Source organism: Microbacterium sp. NPDC079176, assembly GCF_040686675.1.
Taxonomy (GTDB): Bacteria; Actinomycetota; Actinomycetes; order Actinomycetales; family Microbacteriaceae; genus Microbacterium.
This window is the reverse complement of sequence record NZ_JBFBLM010000002.1, coordinates 339,055-355,036: the sequence shown is the minus strand read 5'-3', so window position 1 is coordinate 355,036 and position 15,982 is coordinate 339,055. Positions and strand designations below refer to the sequence as shown.

At 65.3% G+C, this 15,982-nt stretch carries 13 protein-coding genes; 5 read left to right on the top strand and 8 right to left on the bottom strand.

Going from position 1 to position 15,982, the window contains the following annotated elements; genetic code table 11:
• The first annotated feature begins 9 nt into the window (after positions 1-9).
• On the top strand, positions 10-1,080 hold the full coding sequence (locus AB0P11_RS05740; protein ID WP_363520491.1) for a helix-turn-helix domain-containing protein: 1,071 nt from the start codon (positions 10-12) through the stop codon (positions 1,078-1,080).
• Positions 1,081-1,101: 21 nt separating this feature from the next.
• On the opposite strand, the gene AB0P11_RS05735 is transcribed toward AB0P11_RS05740, so the two are convergent.
• Both AB0P11_RS05735 and AB0P11_RS05730 read right to left on the bottom strand, forming a co-directional pair.
• The gene (locus AB0P11_RS05735; protein ID WP_363520488.1) at positions 1,102-3,393 is read right to left on the bottom strand and encodes a helix-turn-helix transcriptional regulator; all 2,292 of its coding nucleotides are present in this window, start codon (positions 3,391-3,393) and stop codon (positions 1,102-1,104) included.
• Between the two features lie 62 nt (positions 3,394-3,455).
• Complete coding sequence (locus tag AB0P11_RS05730) at positions 3,456-4,709, bottom strand: MFS transporter (RefSeq protein ID WP_363520485.1); 1,254 nt, start codon at positions 4,707-4,709, stop codon at positions 3,456-3,458.
• A gap of 196 nt (positions 4,710-4,905) precedes the next feature.
• On the opposite strand from AB0P11_RS05730, the gene AB0P11_RS05725 reads away from it, so the two are divergent.
• Positions 4,906-5,742: an alpha/beta hydrolase gene (locus tag AB0P11_RS05725; protein ID WP_072591362.1), complete on the top strand. Its 837-nt coding sequence runs from the start codon at positions 4,906-4,908 to the stop codon at positions 5,740-5,742.
• A 55-nt stretch (positions 5,743-5,797) separates the two neighbouring features.
• On the opposite strand, the gene AB0P11_RS05720 is transcribed toward AB0P11_RS05725, so the two are convergent.
• The 3 genes from AB0P11_RS05720 to AB0P11_RS05710 form a co-directional block, all read right to left on the bottom strand.
• A complete protein-coding gene (locus AB0P11_RS05720) occupies positions 5,798-6,202 on the bottom strand; it encodes a hypothetical protein (protein ID WP_295103555.1) in 405 nt (134 codons plus the stop codon).
• Between the two features lie 318 nt (positions 6,203-6,520).
• Positions 6,521-7,627 carry a site-specific integrase gene (locus AB0P11_RS05715; RefSeq protein WP_363520480.1) on the bottom strand — a complete coding sequence of 369 codons (1,107 nt, stop codon included), beginning with the start codon at positions 7,625-7,627 and terminating at the stop codon, positions 6,521-6,523.
• Positions 7,624-7,782 carry a helix-turn-helix domain-containing protein gene (locus AB0P11_RS05710; protein ID WP_081603918.1) on the bottom strand — a complete coding sequence of 53 codons (159 nt, stop codon included), beginning with the start codon at positions 7,780-7,782 and terminating at the stop codon, positions 7,624-7,626. Before AB0P11_RS05710 ends, AB0P11_RS05715 begins: the two co-directional genes overlap by 4 nt.
• Before the next feature lie 668 nt (positions 7,783-8,450).
• On the opposite strand from AB0P11_RS05710, the gene AB0P11_RS05705 reads away from it, so the two are divergent.
• Positions 8,451-10,835, top strand: coding sequence for an AAA family ATPase (locus tag AB0P11_RS05705; RefSeq protein ID WP_363520476.1), 2,385 nt, complete (start codon positions 8,451-8,453; stop codon positions 10,833-10,835).
• A gap of 392 nt (positions 10,836-11,227) precedes the next feature.
• On the opposite strand, the gene AB0P11_RS05700 is transcribed toward AB0P11_RS05705, so the two are convergent.
• Positions 11,228-11,986, bottom strand: a complete 759-nt coding sequence (locus tag AB0P11_RS05700) for a DUF5677 domain-containing protein (protein ID WP_363520473.1) — start codon at positions 11,984-11,986, stop codon at positions 11,228-11,230.
• Between the two features lie 26 nt (positions 11,987-12,012).
• The gene (locus AB0P11_RS05695; protein WP_363520470.1) at positions 12,013-12,396 is read right to left on the bottom strand and encodes a hypothetical protein; all 384 of its coding nucleotides are present in this window, start codon (positions 12,394-12,396) and stop codon (positions 12,013-12,015) included.
• A 54-nt stretch (positions 12,397-12,450) separates the two neighbouring features.
• Between AB0P11_RS05695 and AB0P11_RS05690 the strand changes: the two genes are divergently transcribed.
• On the top strand, positions 12,451-13,932 hold the full coding sequence (locus tag AB0P11_RS05690) for a hypothetical protein (protein WP_363520467.1): 1,482 nt from the start codon (positions 12,451-12,453) through the stop codon (positions 13,930-13,932).
• Here the strand turns inward: AB0P11_RS05690 and AB0P11_RS05685 are convergent.
• Entirely contained in the window at positions 13,924-14,487 is a 564-nt protein-coding gene (locus AB0P11_RS05685; protein WP_363520464.1) for a recombinase family protein, read from the bottom strand. The two genes, AB0P11_RS05690 and AB0P11_RS05685, sit on opposite strands and share 9 nt — an antisense overlap.
• 176 nt (positions 14,488-14,663) lie before the next feature.
• Between AB0P11_RS05685 and AB0P11_RS05680 the strand changes: the two genes are divergently transcribed.
• On the top strand, positions 14,664-15,908 hold the full coding sequence (locus AB0P11_RS05680) for a hypothetical protein (protein ID WP_363520461.1): 1,245 nt from the start codon (positions 14,664-14,666) through the stop codon (positions 15,906-15,908).
• Positions 15,909-15,982 lie beyond the last annotated feature (74 nt).

Genomic DNA, 15,982 nt, shown 5'->3' with positions numbered 1-15,982 from the left:
GAGCGACCCATGACGATCAGCGATACGACGACCCCCGCAGCCTCGACGGCGCTGTCGGAGATCGCCCTCCAACTCGCAGCATCCCTGCACCGCCGAGTGGTCGTGCACGAGTTCGGTCCGGCGGCGTCCGACGGCGGGCTGTCCGCATCACCTCAGGCATCCGCCTCGCTCCTCTCCGTTCCGGTGCATGACGACGGTGTCCCGGTCGCCGTCATCGAGATCGACCTCGGAGATGGGCCGCAGCTCACGGCGAGCGAGTTCGAGGCGATCGATGCGGCCGTCGCCCTCACCCGTATCGCCCTGCGCAGGGCCCCTGGCTCGTCGCGTGTCGATCGAGAGTCGATCCTGGTCGATCTGCTGCACGCCGACGAGTCCGTGCGTCGCGGCGCCTTCGCGCACGCCGCCCAGCAGCGGTGGCTCCGGCCGGGCCCCGGCACGGTCGCTCGAGCCGTCCTCATCGATGCGACGGTGAGCGATGTCGACCGCATCGCCTTCGGACGCCACCTGACGCACCTCCGGCCCGTGCCGGCTCATTTCATCGGGCTGGAGCGCGGTGTCGTCCTGCTCGTGGGACAGCCGTCCGACAACGGCCTCACCGACCTCCTCCTCGACGAGGCGGCGAGACGCGGCATCCGCATTCTCGGAATCGGCACCGCGTCCCCTGCGCAGGGCGCGTCGGACCTGCGCAGCGCCGCCGATGAGGCCGTCATCGCCGCCTCTCTCGCGGCCGCCCTCCCGCAGTTCCACCCCTCGGTCGACTCGAGCGCTCTCGGCGGATGGCGGCTGCTCGCCTCGGCGTCAGCCGATCCGGCAGCACTCCGGATCATCTCGCCCGCCGCGCATGCGCTCTACTCCCAACGAGACGACAGCCAGCGGGTGACCGTCGAGACGTATCTCGACGTGGGTGCGAACGTCGTCGCGGCATGCCGCATCCTGTTCGTCCATCGGACTACGCTCTACTACCGGCTCGAGCGTCTGCCCGAGGTGGTCAGAGAGGCGCTCGACGACGGCGTCGCGCGCAGCACTCTCCATCTTGCGTTGAAGCTCATCAGGCTCTGGGAGTCGACCGGCCGCCTGTGACCGCGGGACCCCGCCGGACGATCACGCTGCATCGCCCTCTGAACCGGGTGCGCGAGACGTGCCGATGAGCGACACCTCCCGGCGCACTCTGTCGAAGATGAACGCCTCGCTGCTCCCCGGCCCCAGCATGGCCAGAGCCTCATCCGCCTCGGCGATCGCAGCCTCGCCGTCGCCCGCGTGGATCAGCGCACGGATGTGTCGGCGCATCATCAGCAGCACACGGGTGTCGTCCTTGAGCGATCGTGCGATCTCGATGCCCAGCGCGCCGACTCGGACCGCGTCCTCGTGTCGTCCGACGGCGACATAGGCGTCGACGAGGTCGAGGCACGCCGCGAACTGCGTGACGATGCTGGTCAGACTGTCCGTGGTCTCGGCGGATCGGACGCGCGCGAGCGTCGCCTCCGTCTCGGGGATCGACTCGAGGTACTTGCCGCGTCGGGCCTTGACCATCGACGAGAGCACCTGCGCGTTCTCCGCCCCTGTCGTCTCCTGAGCCGCGCGAAAGGCGACCATGGCGGCCGCGGCCGCCGCGTCGGCCTCGACGAGACGATCCAGCGTCCAGCTCGCCCACCCGATGTAGTAGTGCGCCCAGCCCTGCTGCGCGGCATCACCCGCGCGGGTGGCCGCCTCCAGCGCGGCATGCCCGGTGAGCACCGCGTGCGCCCGGTCACCGACCTCGACGATCTCCGCCCACGCGACGTACCCCAGCTGCGCGGCTTCTGCTCTCGGGTCGCCCAGCCTCTTCGCCGCCGCAGCCGCGAGAGAGAAGAATCGATGCCAGTGTCCCCACGTGATCCAGATGTCGGAGTACCAGTGCAGCGCATCCGCGACGTCGCAGACCATCGCGTCCTCGCCGAGCTCCGCTGCCTCCGCATACGCCGGCCACCAGTGCTCGACCTCCTCGCGGATCCACACCGCGGCGGCCTCGGCATCGATGAAGCTGCGGCCGTTGCGTGAGACTGCGCTCGCATCCCTTCCCGGTTCGTACCACGCGCCGGCGCGCTCCAGACTCCCCAGCAGCCACGCGCGGATATGGGCGTGGCGCCGTGCGATCTCATCGGATCCGACAGCATCGCGCAGCTTGCCCAGCCCGAAGAGACGCATCAGGTCGTGCAGACGGTAGCGGTCGCCACCACGCGCCTCGAGCATTCCCAGGTCCGTGAGGTCGTCCAGCCGTCGCTCCACCTCGGACACATCTGACGATCGCACGGCAGCCGCGGCGAGATGGGCCCCGAAGGTGCGACCGTCGATGAGCGAGATCCACCGGAACAGCGCGGCAGTGCGCGGGTCCAGCTCCTCGTAGGAGAGAGAGATGGCCGCTTCCACGGCCAGGTCACCGGCGACGAGCATGCGCAGCCTGTCCTCCGACGTGCGCAGGCGGCTCAGGAGATCGGCGACCGTCCATGAGGGGCGACTGGCGATGCGGTTGCCGACCACTCGAAGCGCGAGGGGCACGTCGTCGCACAGGGCCGCGATCTCACTCAGCGCATCCAGATCGGAGGCATCGTCATGCGGGATGAGACGACCGAGAAACGCGATGCTCTCGTCCCGCTGCAGGGGCCCGAGCCGCAGGCGCCGCACCCCTTCGAGGCCTGCGAGACTGCGGCGCGACGTCACGACCACGACATCCCCCGCGCAGATCGACAGGATCGGACGGACTTGCGCCTCGTTCGCGACGTTGTCGAGCAGCACCTGGACGGGAGCCTCTGCGACCGCTGCCCGCCATTCCGTTCGCGCCGTCGCCAGATCAGCAGGCGGCTTCTGCTCCGCTCCGGGGAGCTGCCGCAGCATGGCGGTGACCACCTGGAGCGGTGTCAGCGGAGACGAGCTGAAGCCGTCCAGCCCCACGAAGACCAGCGGACGGCGGTCGGCCTCTCCTCCACGCGACAGGATCTCGACGGCGCCGGTCGTCTTGCCGATTCCCGGCGCGCCGCTGATGACCAGCGCCGGTCGCTGCCGATCTGCGGGCGGAGGGCCGTGCAGGATGCGAAGTGCTTCATCGATCTCGGCCTGCCGGCCCGAGAAGTCGAACACCCGGTGCGGGGCTATGGCCCCCGCGGGCTCTGTCGCGACGGCGGCACGGGGCCGGGCACGCGCAGCGCGGAGGAACGCATGCTGATCGGCCACATCGAGTCCGAGTCCGTCGGCGAGCGCATCGACGGTGCGCCTTTGCGGCGAGACGCTCGCTCCGCGTTCGAGGTCGCCGATCGTGCGCACGCTCACCCCGGATCGAGACGCGAGCGCTTCGAGAGTCAGGTTCTGGCCCACGCGCAACGAGCGCAGCATCAGCCCGAAGGGTGAGGGTTGTGTCACGACGTCCGCCTTTCGCTGATCTCAGCTTGGCAGGTCTCGTCGGCGGGTTGATGGCGCGCCGGTTACGGGGCGGTTTCGTCGGGACCGGACACTGCACGTCCGGCCCTCGCGCCGGGCTCCTGACCGACGAGCGCGCGACGCATGACGACCGCCGCCGAGACGGTCGCGACCGACACGATCGAGATGAAGACGAGGAGCACCGTGGTCTGCGATGCGAACGTGAGGATCACTCCGATCGCGAGCACCGGAAGCGCGAGGCCGCAGTAGGCGATGAGGAAGACCAGCGCGAGCGTCTCCCCCCGTCGTCCCGGCTCGGCGAGACCCGCGGCCGTCGCGACCGACGACTTGAACAGCAGCCCGACGCCGACGCCTGCGACGACGCCTCCGAAGAGGAGCACCGCGAGCGACGGCACCAGCGTTCCTGCGGCGACGGCGACGAGCCCGCATGCGCAGCAGACGGCCGCGACCGTCAGCTGGATGCGCAGCGGCACCCGAGCGAGAGCCACCTGGCCGGTTGCCGCGGCAGCGAACACCGAGCACGCGGTGATCCCGGCGAGAAGGTGGTCATGCTCGCCGAACGTGCTGATGAGGATGGTGGGCGCGAGAGAGGTGAACAGGCCGAACAGGGCGAATCCGGCGAATGCTCCGAAGCCCGCGGCGATGAATGCCGCCCTCGATCGCGGCGGTGCGGCTATGCGTTGCGGCCTGTACCGTCTCGGCTCGCCGGGTGGTGTCACCGTCTCCGGGACACCGGACACCGCGATCGCGGCCGCGATGAGCACCGCGAGGAAGACCGCGTGCGGCAGCACCAGCGGCGCGGGCAGGAACTCGGCGAACAGACCGCCGATCAGCGGTCCGAGCGCCAGTCCGCCGAGATTGGCGGCACCCGCCACGGATGCGGCCACGATCGCGTTCTCGCTGGGGCGCGCCTGGGCCCGCAGCTCACCCAGATGCGCGGTGGCGGTGGCGGTGAGGATGCCGACGCTCGCGCCGTTCACCAGCCTCGCGGCGAGCAGTCCCGGCACCTCGTGCCATGCGAGGAACAGGACGGCGCTGAGAGCCGCGATGAGGATCGCGATCACCAGCATCCGCCGTCGCCCCATCCAGTCGCTGACATGCCCGAGCAGGAAGAGGCTGAGCACGACGCCGACGGCGAAGGCCGCGAAGATCAGGGTGATCACCGAGACCGGGAACCCGTCGACCTCCTGGTACAGCGGGTACAGAGGGGTCGGCACGGTCGCGTACGCCATCACGAGCAGGAAGGCGGAGGCGACCACCCAGAATCCCGCCCCGTGCGAGATCCGGGAGTTCGACATGGTCGAGACGCTATCGATGCGGCCTCGACGCCGCACCGGACAGATGTCGAAAACGGCGGGGACGGATTCTGGACAGATGTCGAGCGCGCCGTGAGGCCGGACGGGTTAGCGTGGTCGCGCTCCCACGAAGCTGACGTGGGGCGTTCGACAGTCGTCCGGGATCTCTCTCGGGACGGCGGAAACCTGGAGGCTGATCATGGCGTTCGTGACCACGGATGATGGCGCAGAGATCTACTACAAGGACTGGGGCAGCCCCGACGCGCAGCCCATCATGTTCCACCACGGCTGGCCGCTCTCGTCCGACGACTGGGACGCGCAGATGCTGTTCTTCCTCGACAAGGGCTACCGCGTCATCGCGAGCGACCGCCGGGGCCACGGAAGGTCGTCGCAGATCGGCACCGGCCATGACATGGACCACTACGCCAGCGATGCCTCGGCCGTCGTCGAGCACCTCGACCTCCGCAACGCCATCCACATCGGGCACTCGACGGGCGGCGGCCAGGTCGCGCGCTACGTCGCGCAGTACGGACAGCCGCAGGGCCGCGTCGCCAAGGCGGTGCTCGTCTCGTCGGTGCCGCCGCTGATGGTGCAGACCGACAGCAACCCCGAGGGCACCCCGATCTCGGTCTTCGACGGCTTCCGCGAGGCACTCGCCGCGAATCGCGCCGAGTTCTTCCAGGCTGTCGCCTCCGGGCCCTTCTACGGCTTCAACCGTGATGGTGTCACGCTGTCGCAGCCCGTGGTCGACAACTGGTGGCGACAGGGCATGACGGGCAGCGCCCTCGCTCACTACGAGGGGATCAAGGCCTTCTCCGAGACGGACCAGACCGAAGACCTCACGGCGATCACCGTTCCGGTCCTCGTGATCCAGGGCGACGACGACCAGGTCGTGCCGTACAAGGATGCCGCTCTGAAGCAGGCGGAGCTCCTGAGCGACTCGACCCTGAAGATCTACCCCGGGTTCCCCCACGGCATGCTGACGACGCACGCCGATGTGATCAACCCCGACATCCTCGCCTTCATCCAGCAGTAGCCGCCCACGCGGCACACGATGGCGCATCCGGACCGAGAGTCCGGGTGCGCCATCGCTATGTCCCGGCGAGACCGGCCCCGGCCACGTCGAAGGCCGCGGCGAGCAGTCCGACGGCCATCGCTTCAGGAAGCGGCTCGAGCGGCCGGCACGCCCTCGGGTCCTCGTCGGGGCCGTGGTCAGGACGAGGGTCGCGGTCTCGGCGGCGCGGGACCAGGTGCGCATGCACATGCGGCCCTGCAGCTCCGGAGAGCACGACATCGACCCGATCGGCTCCGGTCGCTCGGCGGATGATGCGAGAGGCGAACTGGATGTCGACCAGGAAGAGCTCGGCGATCTCCGCCGGCGCGTCGGCGATGTCGTCGTAGTGATCGCGGAGGCTCAGGATGCTCCGGCCGGGGAACCGGGCGTCGGAGAGCAGTCCCACACGCGAGACGGTGAGTCGGCCCACCGGATTGGCCACGACGAACCGACACTCTCGACAGATGTCCACGTGGCCTCCTTCCCGGCATCGCCTCGACGTCCGCAAGCCGCTCAGAGTCCACGGAGAACTCTACGAGCGGCGCGACGCCGCAGGAAGAAATCAGCCGACCCTGGCCATTCTCGACCCTGCGGAGTAGAGTTCTGCGCCCCGTCGGAGACACGGGGTGGAGGAGCGTCCGCCTTCAGCAGATGATCGATGCGGTGGGCCCTGCCGGGATCGAACCGACGACATCCACGGTGTAAATGTCACCGATCGGCGGGAGCCCCTGATTTCACACGTTACATCCGTTGCACAGACCTACCGAGATTGCCGCTTTGTCATCCTGGGGGGCCGCTGGGGGGCCGCACTGAGGACCGCATTCATCCGCGCGATTGCCGCCGTGTCCGCGTCACTGCCCATGTAGTGGCTGTATGTGTCAGCGGTGAGCTTTGCAGTGCTGTGCCCCAGCCACGCCTGGACCGTCTTCAGGTCTACGCCACTCTGGAGCCAGAGGGTTGCCGCGGTGTGCCGGAGGTCCTGAACGCGCCGCCCCATACCGTGCGCCGTCCAATGCGCATCGCGCTTCCAGTTGTTCCCCGAGCGGAACGAGCCGGTAGCCGACGGGAACACCAGATCATCCGGCTTCCGCGCCGTTAGCAGCGGAAGGATGATCGCAGCGGCATCGTCGGTGAGCGGCACCGTACGCGGCTTCCCGCCCTTGGTGATGTTGCGCACCGGCTCACCGTCAGGCTTCGACCGTGAGACACGCAGAGCCGGATACGGGAGCTGCTGAACGTCCCGCACCCGGAGTGACACCAGCTCACCCCACCGCATGCCCGTGAGGCCCAGCACCAGTGCAATGTCCGCATTGGCTTTCGTGGTGGTGTCCAGGAGGCGCTCGTGGACCGCGCGCAGCTCCTCCAGCGTGAGGGGGAAGATTTCCCGGCGCTCACGCTGAGCCGTACCGGCGGGGACCTTCGACCCCGTCACCGGGTTCTTGGCAATCAGCTTGTGGTCCACCGCCCAGGCAAAGAACGCGGAGAGCGTCTGCCGGAAGCGCACCACCGTATCTCGCCCTAGCGTCCGCAGCATCGTCATGTAGAGCGCGTTGAGGTCGGTGGTGGTCACGGCGCTCATCGGGCGGCTACGTAGCGTCTGGGCATGTTTCAGGGCATAACCCTCGTTGGTGAACGTGCTGGACGCGATAGAACCCTCACGCCCCGCGTGCCAACGGTCCAGAGCGACCCCCAGCAGTTCCTTTCCCGCACGCGGGTCCACATACTCCCCGAGATCGAGCGCTCGCTTCTGGGACGCCTGCCAGGCTTCGGCATCCCGCTTCAGATCAAACGTACGATCCGCGACCTTTGCACGACCCGACTTCACCCTCACGCGCCACCGTCCGGAGGGCGTCTTCGAAATGGTCATGACCGATTCCCCTCGACCCATTCCGCGAGTTCGTCGATCTGGTAGCGGAACACTCCCAGGAGGTTGACGAACGGTGGGCCACCTTCGGACGACCTCCACCTGCTCAAAGTTGCTTCAGACACACTCAGCACACGGGCTACTTCCGCGCTTGTCATCAATCGTTCCAATCAGTTCACCGATCACCTGTCTCTCTCTGTTCGTCGGCAAGACTGACACACCTCGATCCGCTTGTCCAGCGATTGCAAACACGAATGTAGAATGCAACTAACCACCAGTTCAGAGTACATTTAATTTACCCCGGTGCGGCGCCAACTTTCACCGCACTCCGATGGTCTTTCGAGGAGCACCGGTCAGCGATCCTGAACTCCTGAGGCGCGGAGGACCGCTACTTTACAGCGCGTCAGACTCCGTCTTCGACCGGGCGATTTCAGATGGTCGAGAAAAAACTTGACTTAGCATTATAGAACCCGTATTCTACGCATCGGGCATTTCTGATATCCTGGGCACGAGAACGAAACGCAGGCGGATATCACCCCACACCACAGACTTCAGATTCCACCCCCGTCAGGTTCGCTTGCGCGTTCTCAACCCTGACGGGGGCTTCTGCATCTGAGGTCGGAACCTGAGAACGCAATGTCGACACCACGACTAACAAGCCCAGCACCGGGGGCCCATCCGGTAGCAACCCATCTTCGATCCGAGTGGGCTTCGATCTGCGAAGCCGTCGAACGGATCGAGGCGAACCTTGACGCATGTCTCGGACTGCTAGACCTCATCGAGCACGACCCCGCGCACTTCGAGCCTGTTGGCGGAGGTGCGGACTGTGGTTGAGGTGAACCTGCGCGACATCCTCCCCGAGGAACTGAACTACCCCCGCCCCCGTCTCCCCTTCGGTGAAGTGTGGCGGCGCTATGCCGACGCGGGGCTCTGCCCCGTTCCCGTGCAAGATACGCCCCCGACCGGGTTCCTGAAATGGAGCCGTATGAAGGCGGAGCAGTGGGCGGCGAACTATCGCTGGTCATACGCCCAGACGGCGATCACGCTTCCAGACGGGCTCGTGATTCTCGACGACGACGACGTGGAGCAGGTTTCGGCCCTTGAAGCAGAACTCGGAACCCGCCCGGCTACTCTCTACGGCACGTCTCGCGGCGCTGGAGCGTCACGCCGAAAGAGTCTGTATCGCGTTCCGGACGGCTCTCGATTCGTCGGGGAGTACACCGGAGGTGAAGTCATCGACTCTCGTCACCGGTTTGCATTCGTGTGCCCGACCGTCAACCGGAAGACCGGTGCGATGGAGGAGTGGTATGCCCCTGACGACTCCGCACTCGAGCGATTCCCGACCGCCGAGGACCTCGCTGACATGGTCGCCGAGCTCCCCATTGCATGGGTCGCGCACCTGACGTCTACGGCGCCGCTCCGAAGCGCTACGCGGCCATATGAAGGCCCCGCAACGTTCGAGGGGGGGCAGCCATCGACGCGCGTTATCGAAGTGGCACAGCGGCATCCAGACACGTCCCACTACCCCGATGCGAACAGTGCGCTCATGTCTCTCGCATGGGTCGCGGTGCGCTTCCCCGAGGCCGAGGGTATCGAGACGCTGCGAGCGCAGATCGTCAACGCCTACGTCATGCGGGCAGATGCACCCACAGCTCCGGATGAGCGTCAAGCGAGCATGGATCGCGCGTGGGCGAGCGCTCTCGCGACGCAAGCGGCACAGCACGACGCCGAGTGGGCGGAGATCGAAGCTGAGGTCGGAGCTGGCAGCGCCGCCTGGTACCGCAGCCACGTTCCCCGAGCGCTCGCTGAGCCCGAAGCCTTCTCTGAGATCCTGCCCGACGACGCCTACAAGCGCGTCAGCAAGGGCGACTTCAGTGCGTTCGAACGCGCCGTGATGGGTGATGCATCCGGATACGCCGAAGAGCGCGCTCAGAAGACGTCGGAAGGCGAGCACACGGAGCGCTCTAGCTGGTCTCCGAGAGACCTCACCGACGTTCTCGACCCGGACTACACGCCACCGATGCCGACCGTTTTCCGGCGCACGGATGGACGCGCCCTGTTCTACGCCGGGAAGGTCAACGAGATTCACGGCACGGACGGCGATGGTAAGACGATGGTGGGACTCGCAGCAGTCGCCGAAACGCTGATCGATGGGAGCCGTGTCCTTTACATCGACCACGAAGAGAGCCCGAGCGTCATCGTTTCCCGGCTCCGGCTGTATGGCGTTCCCATAGAGGCCATCCGTCACGGCCTCGACTACGTGCAACCCGAAGGCACCCCTGCGCCTTCGGACCTCTCAGCGCTCGAAGCGGAAGGATACGCACTTGTCGTGATTGACACCGTGAACGAGTCGATCTCCACCCTGACCAGTGGCGACTCGAACAACTCGGACGACGTGACACGCTGGCACTCACTTATCCGCCCGTTCGCCCGCTCCGGCGCATGTGTCCTCGTCATCGACCACATCACCAAGGATGCGGCGAATCCGCTCTACCCCATCGGTTCGCAGGCGAAGCGCGCCGGGTACAAGGGACTCGTGTACCTGCTCGAAGCGCCGAAGTCGGGGGGCCTCGTAGAGGGAGGGCAGGGCCATCTTCGACTGAAGCTCGCGAAGGGCAACAGCGGAGGGCTCGGACTGAAGCGCGGCGCCCTTGCCGCAGAGTTCCACCTCGACAGCAGCGGCACGGTTGCGACGTGGGAGCTCCGAGCACCGGACGATTCGGCGCAGCTTGCCGAGAGCGCCGCCGAGGTCGAGTCCCACCGGCTTGCCATCTGGGAAGCCCTCATCGACAACGGCGGTTCCGTCGAGTCGAAGGCCGAGCTTTGGCGGCTACTGAAAGTCGGTCCGAATGGATCCTGGGCACAGACCGCTCTCTTCGCGATGGTCGCAGATGGAGTTGTGATTGAGACGAAAGGCCGCAACGGCGGGAAATGCTACACGCTCGCTTCGAACAAGGCGCCGACACCGGAGGCTGACGCCGAGCGTGAGCTGTGGGAAAACTACCCCGCCGAAGAGCCCGTCCCGACCAGCACACCATCACCCCTTTCAGTACGGGGTGATGGTGATGGTGGTCAGTCGGAGGCGACAGTCCATCATGACCCTCACCCGGTGACGGTCGGTGATGGTCGTGAAGGTCTCCCACGCAGCCCCTTCACGGGCATCTCCGACGCCGAAATAGACGATCTCCTTGGGGAGACGCACCCGGGATAGAACATGGGCGGAACTGCCCGCCGTCGGATGGATGCATGAACGCTGAGCGGGGCGGCTCTCACCTGACTGGGGGCCGTTCCCGCCTCACCCGCACACCGAGGCCACACTCGGTGTCGCCGCCTGACGCTCTAACGCAAGAATCTCTCTTCTAAAGTGCTCGAAGATCATGGGTCTCAACGGAGCATTATACGTGCCGAGGTGGGACGCTCGATCAGGCCTCCCCGGAAGGGAGGACCATCGTTCGCCCCGTTCGTCCTGAACCGGGAGTCGGAACTTTGGGCTCTGACGACCACGAGCCCGCGGAGAGGATATTCCTTATCCGCGATGACTCCACGCCAGAGTTTCTGCTTCAAAGAGATGCGGACGGCGCTCAGGGGAAACGAAGCGCACTCCTACAAGTCTTTGCGGGCTCTCTGCGCCTCTGGCCAGTCCTGGTCGTACCGGACGGGGATGCCCAACGCATCGGACCGCTGATCGAGCCATTCGAGCATCTTCTCGTCAACTGAGATCCGCGCCATGATCCATGTGACTGCCATCGTCGCGATAGCAAGCGAGGTCATCGTGAAGTGTTCGAAGGGGTCTTCCTCGACCCCGGGATTCAAGCCCACGAAATCGCCATTCCTCTTGAAGTACTGCGTGAGGGATGACGCGCGAACATGGGTCGATTGCGACAGAAGCGCGTAGGCGGACTCGAACACCTTCCCCTCCGGATCGAGCGTACGGAAGACGTCCGCCACGGAGGGCATCGCCTTTGCGGTCTCGGGGATATAGACGTCGTCCACCATCCGCAGATACTCGGGGTCATCGGTCCACTTGGCCATCCGCTCCATCAGCTCGCGCTGGTGGATGGCTGTACCCTTTCGGAGCCGGTCGATGCCATCGACTCGCAGATAGGCGTACTGAGCCGTTGCGGCGTACTCCAGCGCTGACCGAGTCAGTACGCGCACCTCGATGTGGTGGTTGCGCTCATCGAGGATCGCGACTGAGCGGTTGAAGCGAATCACCTGCACGCACGGCCCGTAGAGCGTCAGCATCTGCCGCCTGTTGGTCTGCGGCACACGCATCTTCGGTCGGTCGAAGTAGCGCATGCACTCGTTCATGAAGAGCTTCAGCTCTGCAATCGTCGGCGCGTGCTTGGGCTCGGTGTCCACGGTCCGAGGTTAGTGTCCCGCAGGGTTCAAGGTCGCGGTACCTGAAGCTCCGGCAGGCGAGGGTCGTCCAGCTCGAAGGTAAGGTGCCCCTCCTCCGCGGCGTCGAGGCAGACGACGGCATCGATGCGCCGAATGCATGCGATGTCGAGGAAGTCGATGGCCTCCGCTCTCGTGTAAGAGGTGAAGGAACCGGCTGTGGGATGCGCCCGCAGGCCGACAATCCAGTCCTCGGCGGTCGCGCACTCATCGAGGGTGGCGAGGATCGCGGTCTCGCTCTCGCCGGTCTCCTGCTCTGCGGCGACCATGGCCGCGTCACATGCCGGAGTCGTGCCGGCGTCGGCGCTGCATGCCGTAAGCCCGACTGCGGCCAACACAGCGATGAGCGCGAGGGCACATGTAACTCGTCTCATCTCATCAGTATGGCTGGAGCTTTCGCTACGGTTGCGACAACGGTAGGAGGAAGCATGGCGCTCGCGAAACATATCGAAGCCGAGAAGGCATATGCCGGTCTGCTCATCGACGGTGTGGACGGCACTCCATATGTCGTCGCCACTCTCACGCTCACTCCCAAGAACGGCCTGCTCGTGGAGGTGCCTTACATGATGTCCGGGGGAGGTGAGCAGTTCTCTTCCGCGAAGCGATGGTTTGAGTCAGACGCGCTCCCAGCTGCTCTTCAATTCAAGGGCGATGACCTGGAGGTGACGCTCTACGGTTGCCGAGTGTCCGGGCGCACGCGACACTTCGGGCGGGATCTCGCGGTTGGTCGGTTCATAGCGGCGAGCGTCGTCCTCGGTATGCGAACAATTGATCAGCCGTTCGCTATGGACACCGTTCGCTCGCGTGTTGACGGGCTGCAAGAGTGGACCGGCTTCACCGCGACGAAGATCGAGCGTCACACGAACGACTACGCGATCATCAAAGGCTTGACGATCCGAGTCGAAAGCACTGCTGAAGTCGCATGGGCACAGGGTGATGCCTCAATGTCGATTGGGACCGATTGGGAGGGGCGAGAACCAGATGGGGGCGTCGGGGTTGATGAGTGGGTGACGCTCTCCAGCACCTTCGATCCGCCTCAACCTCCGGCAGTGCACTTGGCGACTCAACGCGTCGTGCGAGACCTTCTTGTCTTGGTGTTCGGAGCGCCACTGAGGTTCCGCCATCACGAGGTGCAGGACAGATCGATGCCCTCTCCGCAATACATCGAGAACGCGCCGGTTCACCTCCCGTTCCGAGATCTTGTCCTGCGTGAAACCACGTGGGATCACTTCCAACCATCGAGAGCCGACGACTCTCGTGAGCGTCCGATTGCGAACGTGGATAGCTTCTCGGCGGATGCTTTGGCGAAGTGGGCAGGGATGCACGAGGAATGGTCGAGAGCCATCCAGCCGCTCGTGTCACTGCTGAATCGAGAGTGGTTTACCCCGGAAGACGTGATCGTCGGCGCGAACATCAGCTTGGAAGCGAGCGGTCACCTCCTCTCCCCTGTCGAAGGTGAGGAAGCCACGTATTGGCGCTCAAAGACCACCACGGCCACGTATGTGCTCCGCGCCCTCAGTGGGCTTCCGACTGACTTGTCGCGTTTTCGGCTGAGCAACGGTGGGCTTGCTCGCCTTGTCGCTGACGCGTACAACTCAATCAAGCACTACAACCGGGCTCGGATCGAGGATGACTCGCACATTCGTCTCCTCGCCGATATCTCTCAACTCGTGGCCAGGTTGGCGATTCTGGGACAGCTGCCCGGTGTGGATGATGCCGTCGCCCGTTACTGTGCCGACTACCCGTTCGAGGAGGTCATGAATGGATTCGAGCAACTTCGCGTTCGAGTGTCAGACGAGGGCAAGCTGGTGCCGTGGAGCGAAGCTGCGGACGAGCCGCTACCGCGTGGGATTGACGGAACTCCGCTCCTCGCGGTTGAAGCTGATCCTGAGGGCAGCCTCTCAGAGTGACGAGATGACGCGGTAGAGGGTCGCCTGAGAGATCCCGGTCATCCGGGCGATGTCGGCCCTGCTGTGGTCTCCACTGTTGACGAGCTTCTTGATGGTGGCCAGCTTCTTGGGGTCCACGACGGAAGGACGACCGCCGACACGACCTTGCGCCTTCGCCGCATCGAGACCGGCGCGGGTGCGCTGCACGATGGTGTCGCGTTCGAGCTGCGCGAACGCCGCCATGATGGTCAACATCGCCTGCCCCATAGGACCGGAGTTGAGATCGATGTTCTCGGTGAGGCTGCGGAAGGTCGCACCTTTGGCCGTGATCCGCTGCACCGCTTCGAGGACGTTCATTGTGTTCCGCCCGATCCTGTCGAACTTCCAGATCACAACCTCGTCGCCCTCTTCGAGACGGTCGATCAGCGCATCCCACTGCGGGCGAGAGGCGAGCGTGCCTGAGACTCCCTCGTCGGCGTACACGCGCTTGATTCCGTCCACCTTCGCGATGGCGTCGCGTTGGAGATCAGCATTCTGATCCTTCGTACTGGTGCGAACGTATCCGAACTTGGTCATGAGTCGAGTCTCTCATAACTCATCTATCATTACAACAGGTAAAGAGAGATACTTTTGAGAGCGTCAGACGCTGCCGAGAGGGTCGGTCTTGGCACTCTCACTCGACCATCGTTTTTGACAGAATCCGTCATGGTTTCTCAGAGGGGTCTTAGAAGCGGCTTCGTAGCCTCCGTTTCGTGACTACAACGATGAGAGCGGCCAGACCATGGGTTCGCCGCGAGATGCTGAGCAAGGTTCCCGAGATCACGCTGTGGTTCTGGATCATCAAGATCCTGTGCACCACTGTGGGCGAGAGTTTCGCCGACTGGATCAACATGTCGCTGGGTGTGGGGCTCGAGAGCACGGCGCTGATCTTCACGGCGGTGTTCGCGGGCGTACTCGGATGGCAACTGCTGCTGCGGAGGTACGTGCCGTTCGTGTACTGGCTCACGGTGGTTGTGGTGAGCGTGACGGGCACCCTCTACACCGACATCCTCACCGACAGCCTCGGGGTTCCGCTCGCGGTGAGCACGGCGGTGTTCGCGGGACTGTTGGCTGTCGTGTTCGGGGTGTGGTGGTTCAGTCAGCGGACGCTGTCGATCCACAGCATCACGACCACGCCGCGGGAGTTGTTCTATTGGCTCGCGATTCTGGTGACGTTCGCCCTCGGCACGGCTGCGGGCGATTGGATCCTGGAACTCACCGGCTGGGGTCCGGGGGTGTCGGTGCTGTTGCCTGCGGGCCTGATCGTCGCCGTCGTCGTGGGATGGCGGATGGGTGGCAATGCGGTCCTGGCGTTCTGGCTTGCCTACATCCTGACGCGGCCGCTGGGTGCGAACCTCGGCGACTGGTTCGGGCTGCCGTCCGACCAGCAGGGGCTCGGTCTGGGCGTCGCGCTCACCAGCGTGATCTTCCTGGTCGCGATCCTCGCGACGGTGATCTATCTCACCCTCACCCGAGCAGACGTCATCGAGACGAGACCGCTGGCGGCTCCCACCACAAAGAAGAGCGAGCGGCGCGTCCTCGGCTTCTACGCCCTCGTGACCCTGCTGACGATTGGGCTGCTCGCCTGGGCATCCGCGCAGCCGCACACGGCAGCGCCCGCCAGCGAAGGCGAAGGCCCGGCAACATCGGTCACCCTGCCTCCAGGAACCTCCGCCACAGCAAAGTTCCCGGCAGCGCCCGTAGCTGAGTTCCGCACCATCACGGCAGACACTCTCTCAATGATCCAGGCAGGGAAGCAGAAGGCCGCCGCTGCAAGGATCACCGATTTGGAGAAGGCATGGGACGACGCCCAATCGACGCTGCAACCTCTCGATGACACGGGATGGACGTACATCGACGGGCAGATCGATACAGCGCTGACGGCGGTGCGAGCGGACGCACCCGACACCATAGACGAGAAGACCGCGCTGTCGGCCCTGCTCGCCACGCTCGAATGACCGAGGCGGCCTGAGCCGCGCCGCACAAGGTGAAGGGGCCGAACGCGATGCACGCCCGGCCCCTCCCCTCAGCG

Excerpts from the sequence above, each read along its gene's own strand:
- AB0P11_RS05740 (WP_363520491.1), top strand. The coding sequence starts at position 10 with ATGACGATCAGCGATACGACGACCCCCGCAGCCTCGACGGCGCTGTCG.
- AB0P11_RS05690 (WP_363520467.1), top strand. The coding sequence starts at position 12,451 with ATGGCGCTCGCGAAACATATCGAAGCCGAGAAGGCATATGCCGGTCTG.
- AB0P11_RS05695 (WP_363520470.1), bottom strand. The coding sequence starts at position 12,396 with ATGAGACGAGTTACATGTGCCCTCGCGCTCATCGCTGTGTTGGCCGCA.
- AB0P11_RS05730 (WP_363520485.1), bottom strand. The coding sequence starts at position 4,709 with ATGTCGAACTCCCGGATCTCGCACGGGGCGGGATTCTGGGTGGTCGCC.
- AB0P11_RS05710 (WP_081603918.1), bottom strand. The coding sequence starts at position 7,782 with ATGACAAGCGCGGAAGTAGCCCGTGTGCTGAGTGTGTCTGAAGCAACT.
- AB0P11_RS05715 (WP_363520480.1), bottom strand. The coding sequence starts at position 7,627 with ATGACCATTTCGAAGACGCCCTCCGGACGGTGGCGCGTGAGGGTGAAG.
- AB0P11_RS05725 (WP_072591362.1), top strand. The coding sequence starts at position 4,906 with ATGGCGTTCGTGACCACGGATGATGGCGCAGAGATCTACTACAAGGAC.
- AB0P11_RS05685 (WP_363520464.1), bottom strand. The coding sequence starts at position 14,487 with ATGACCAAGTTCGGATACGTTCGCACCAGTACGAAGGATCAGAATGCT.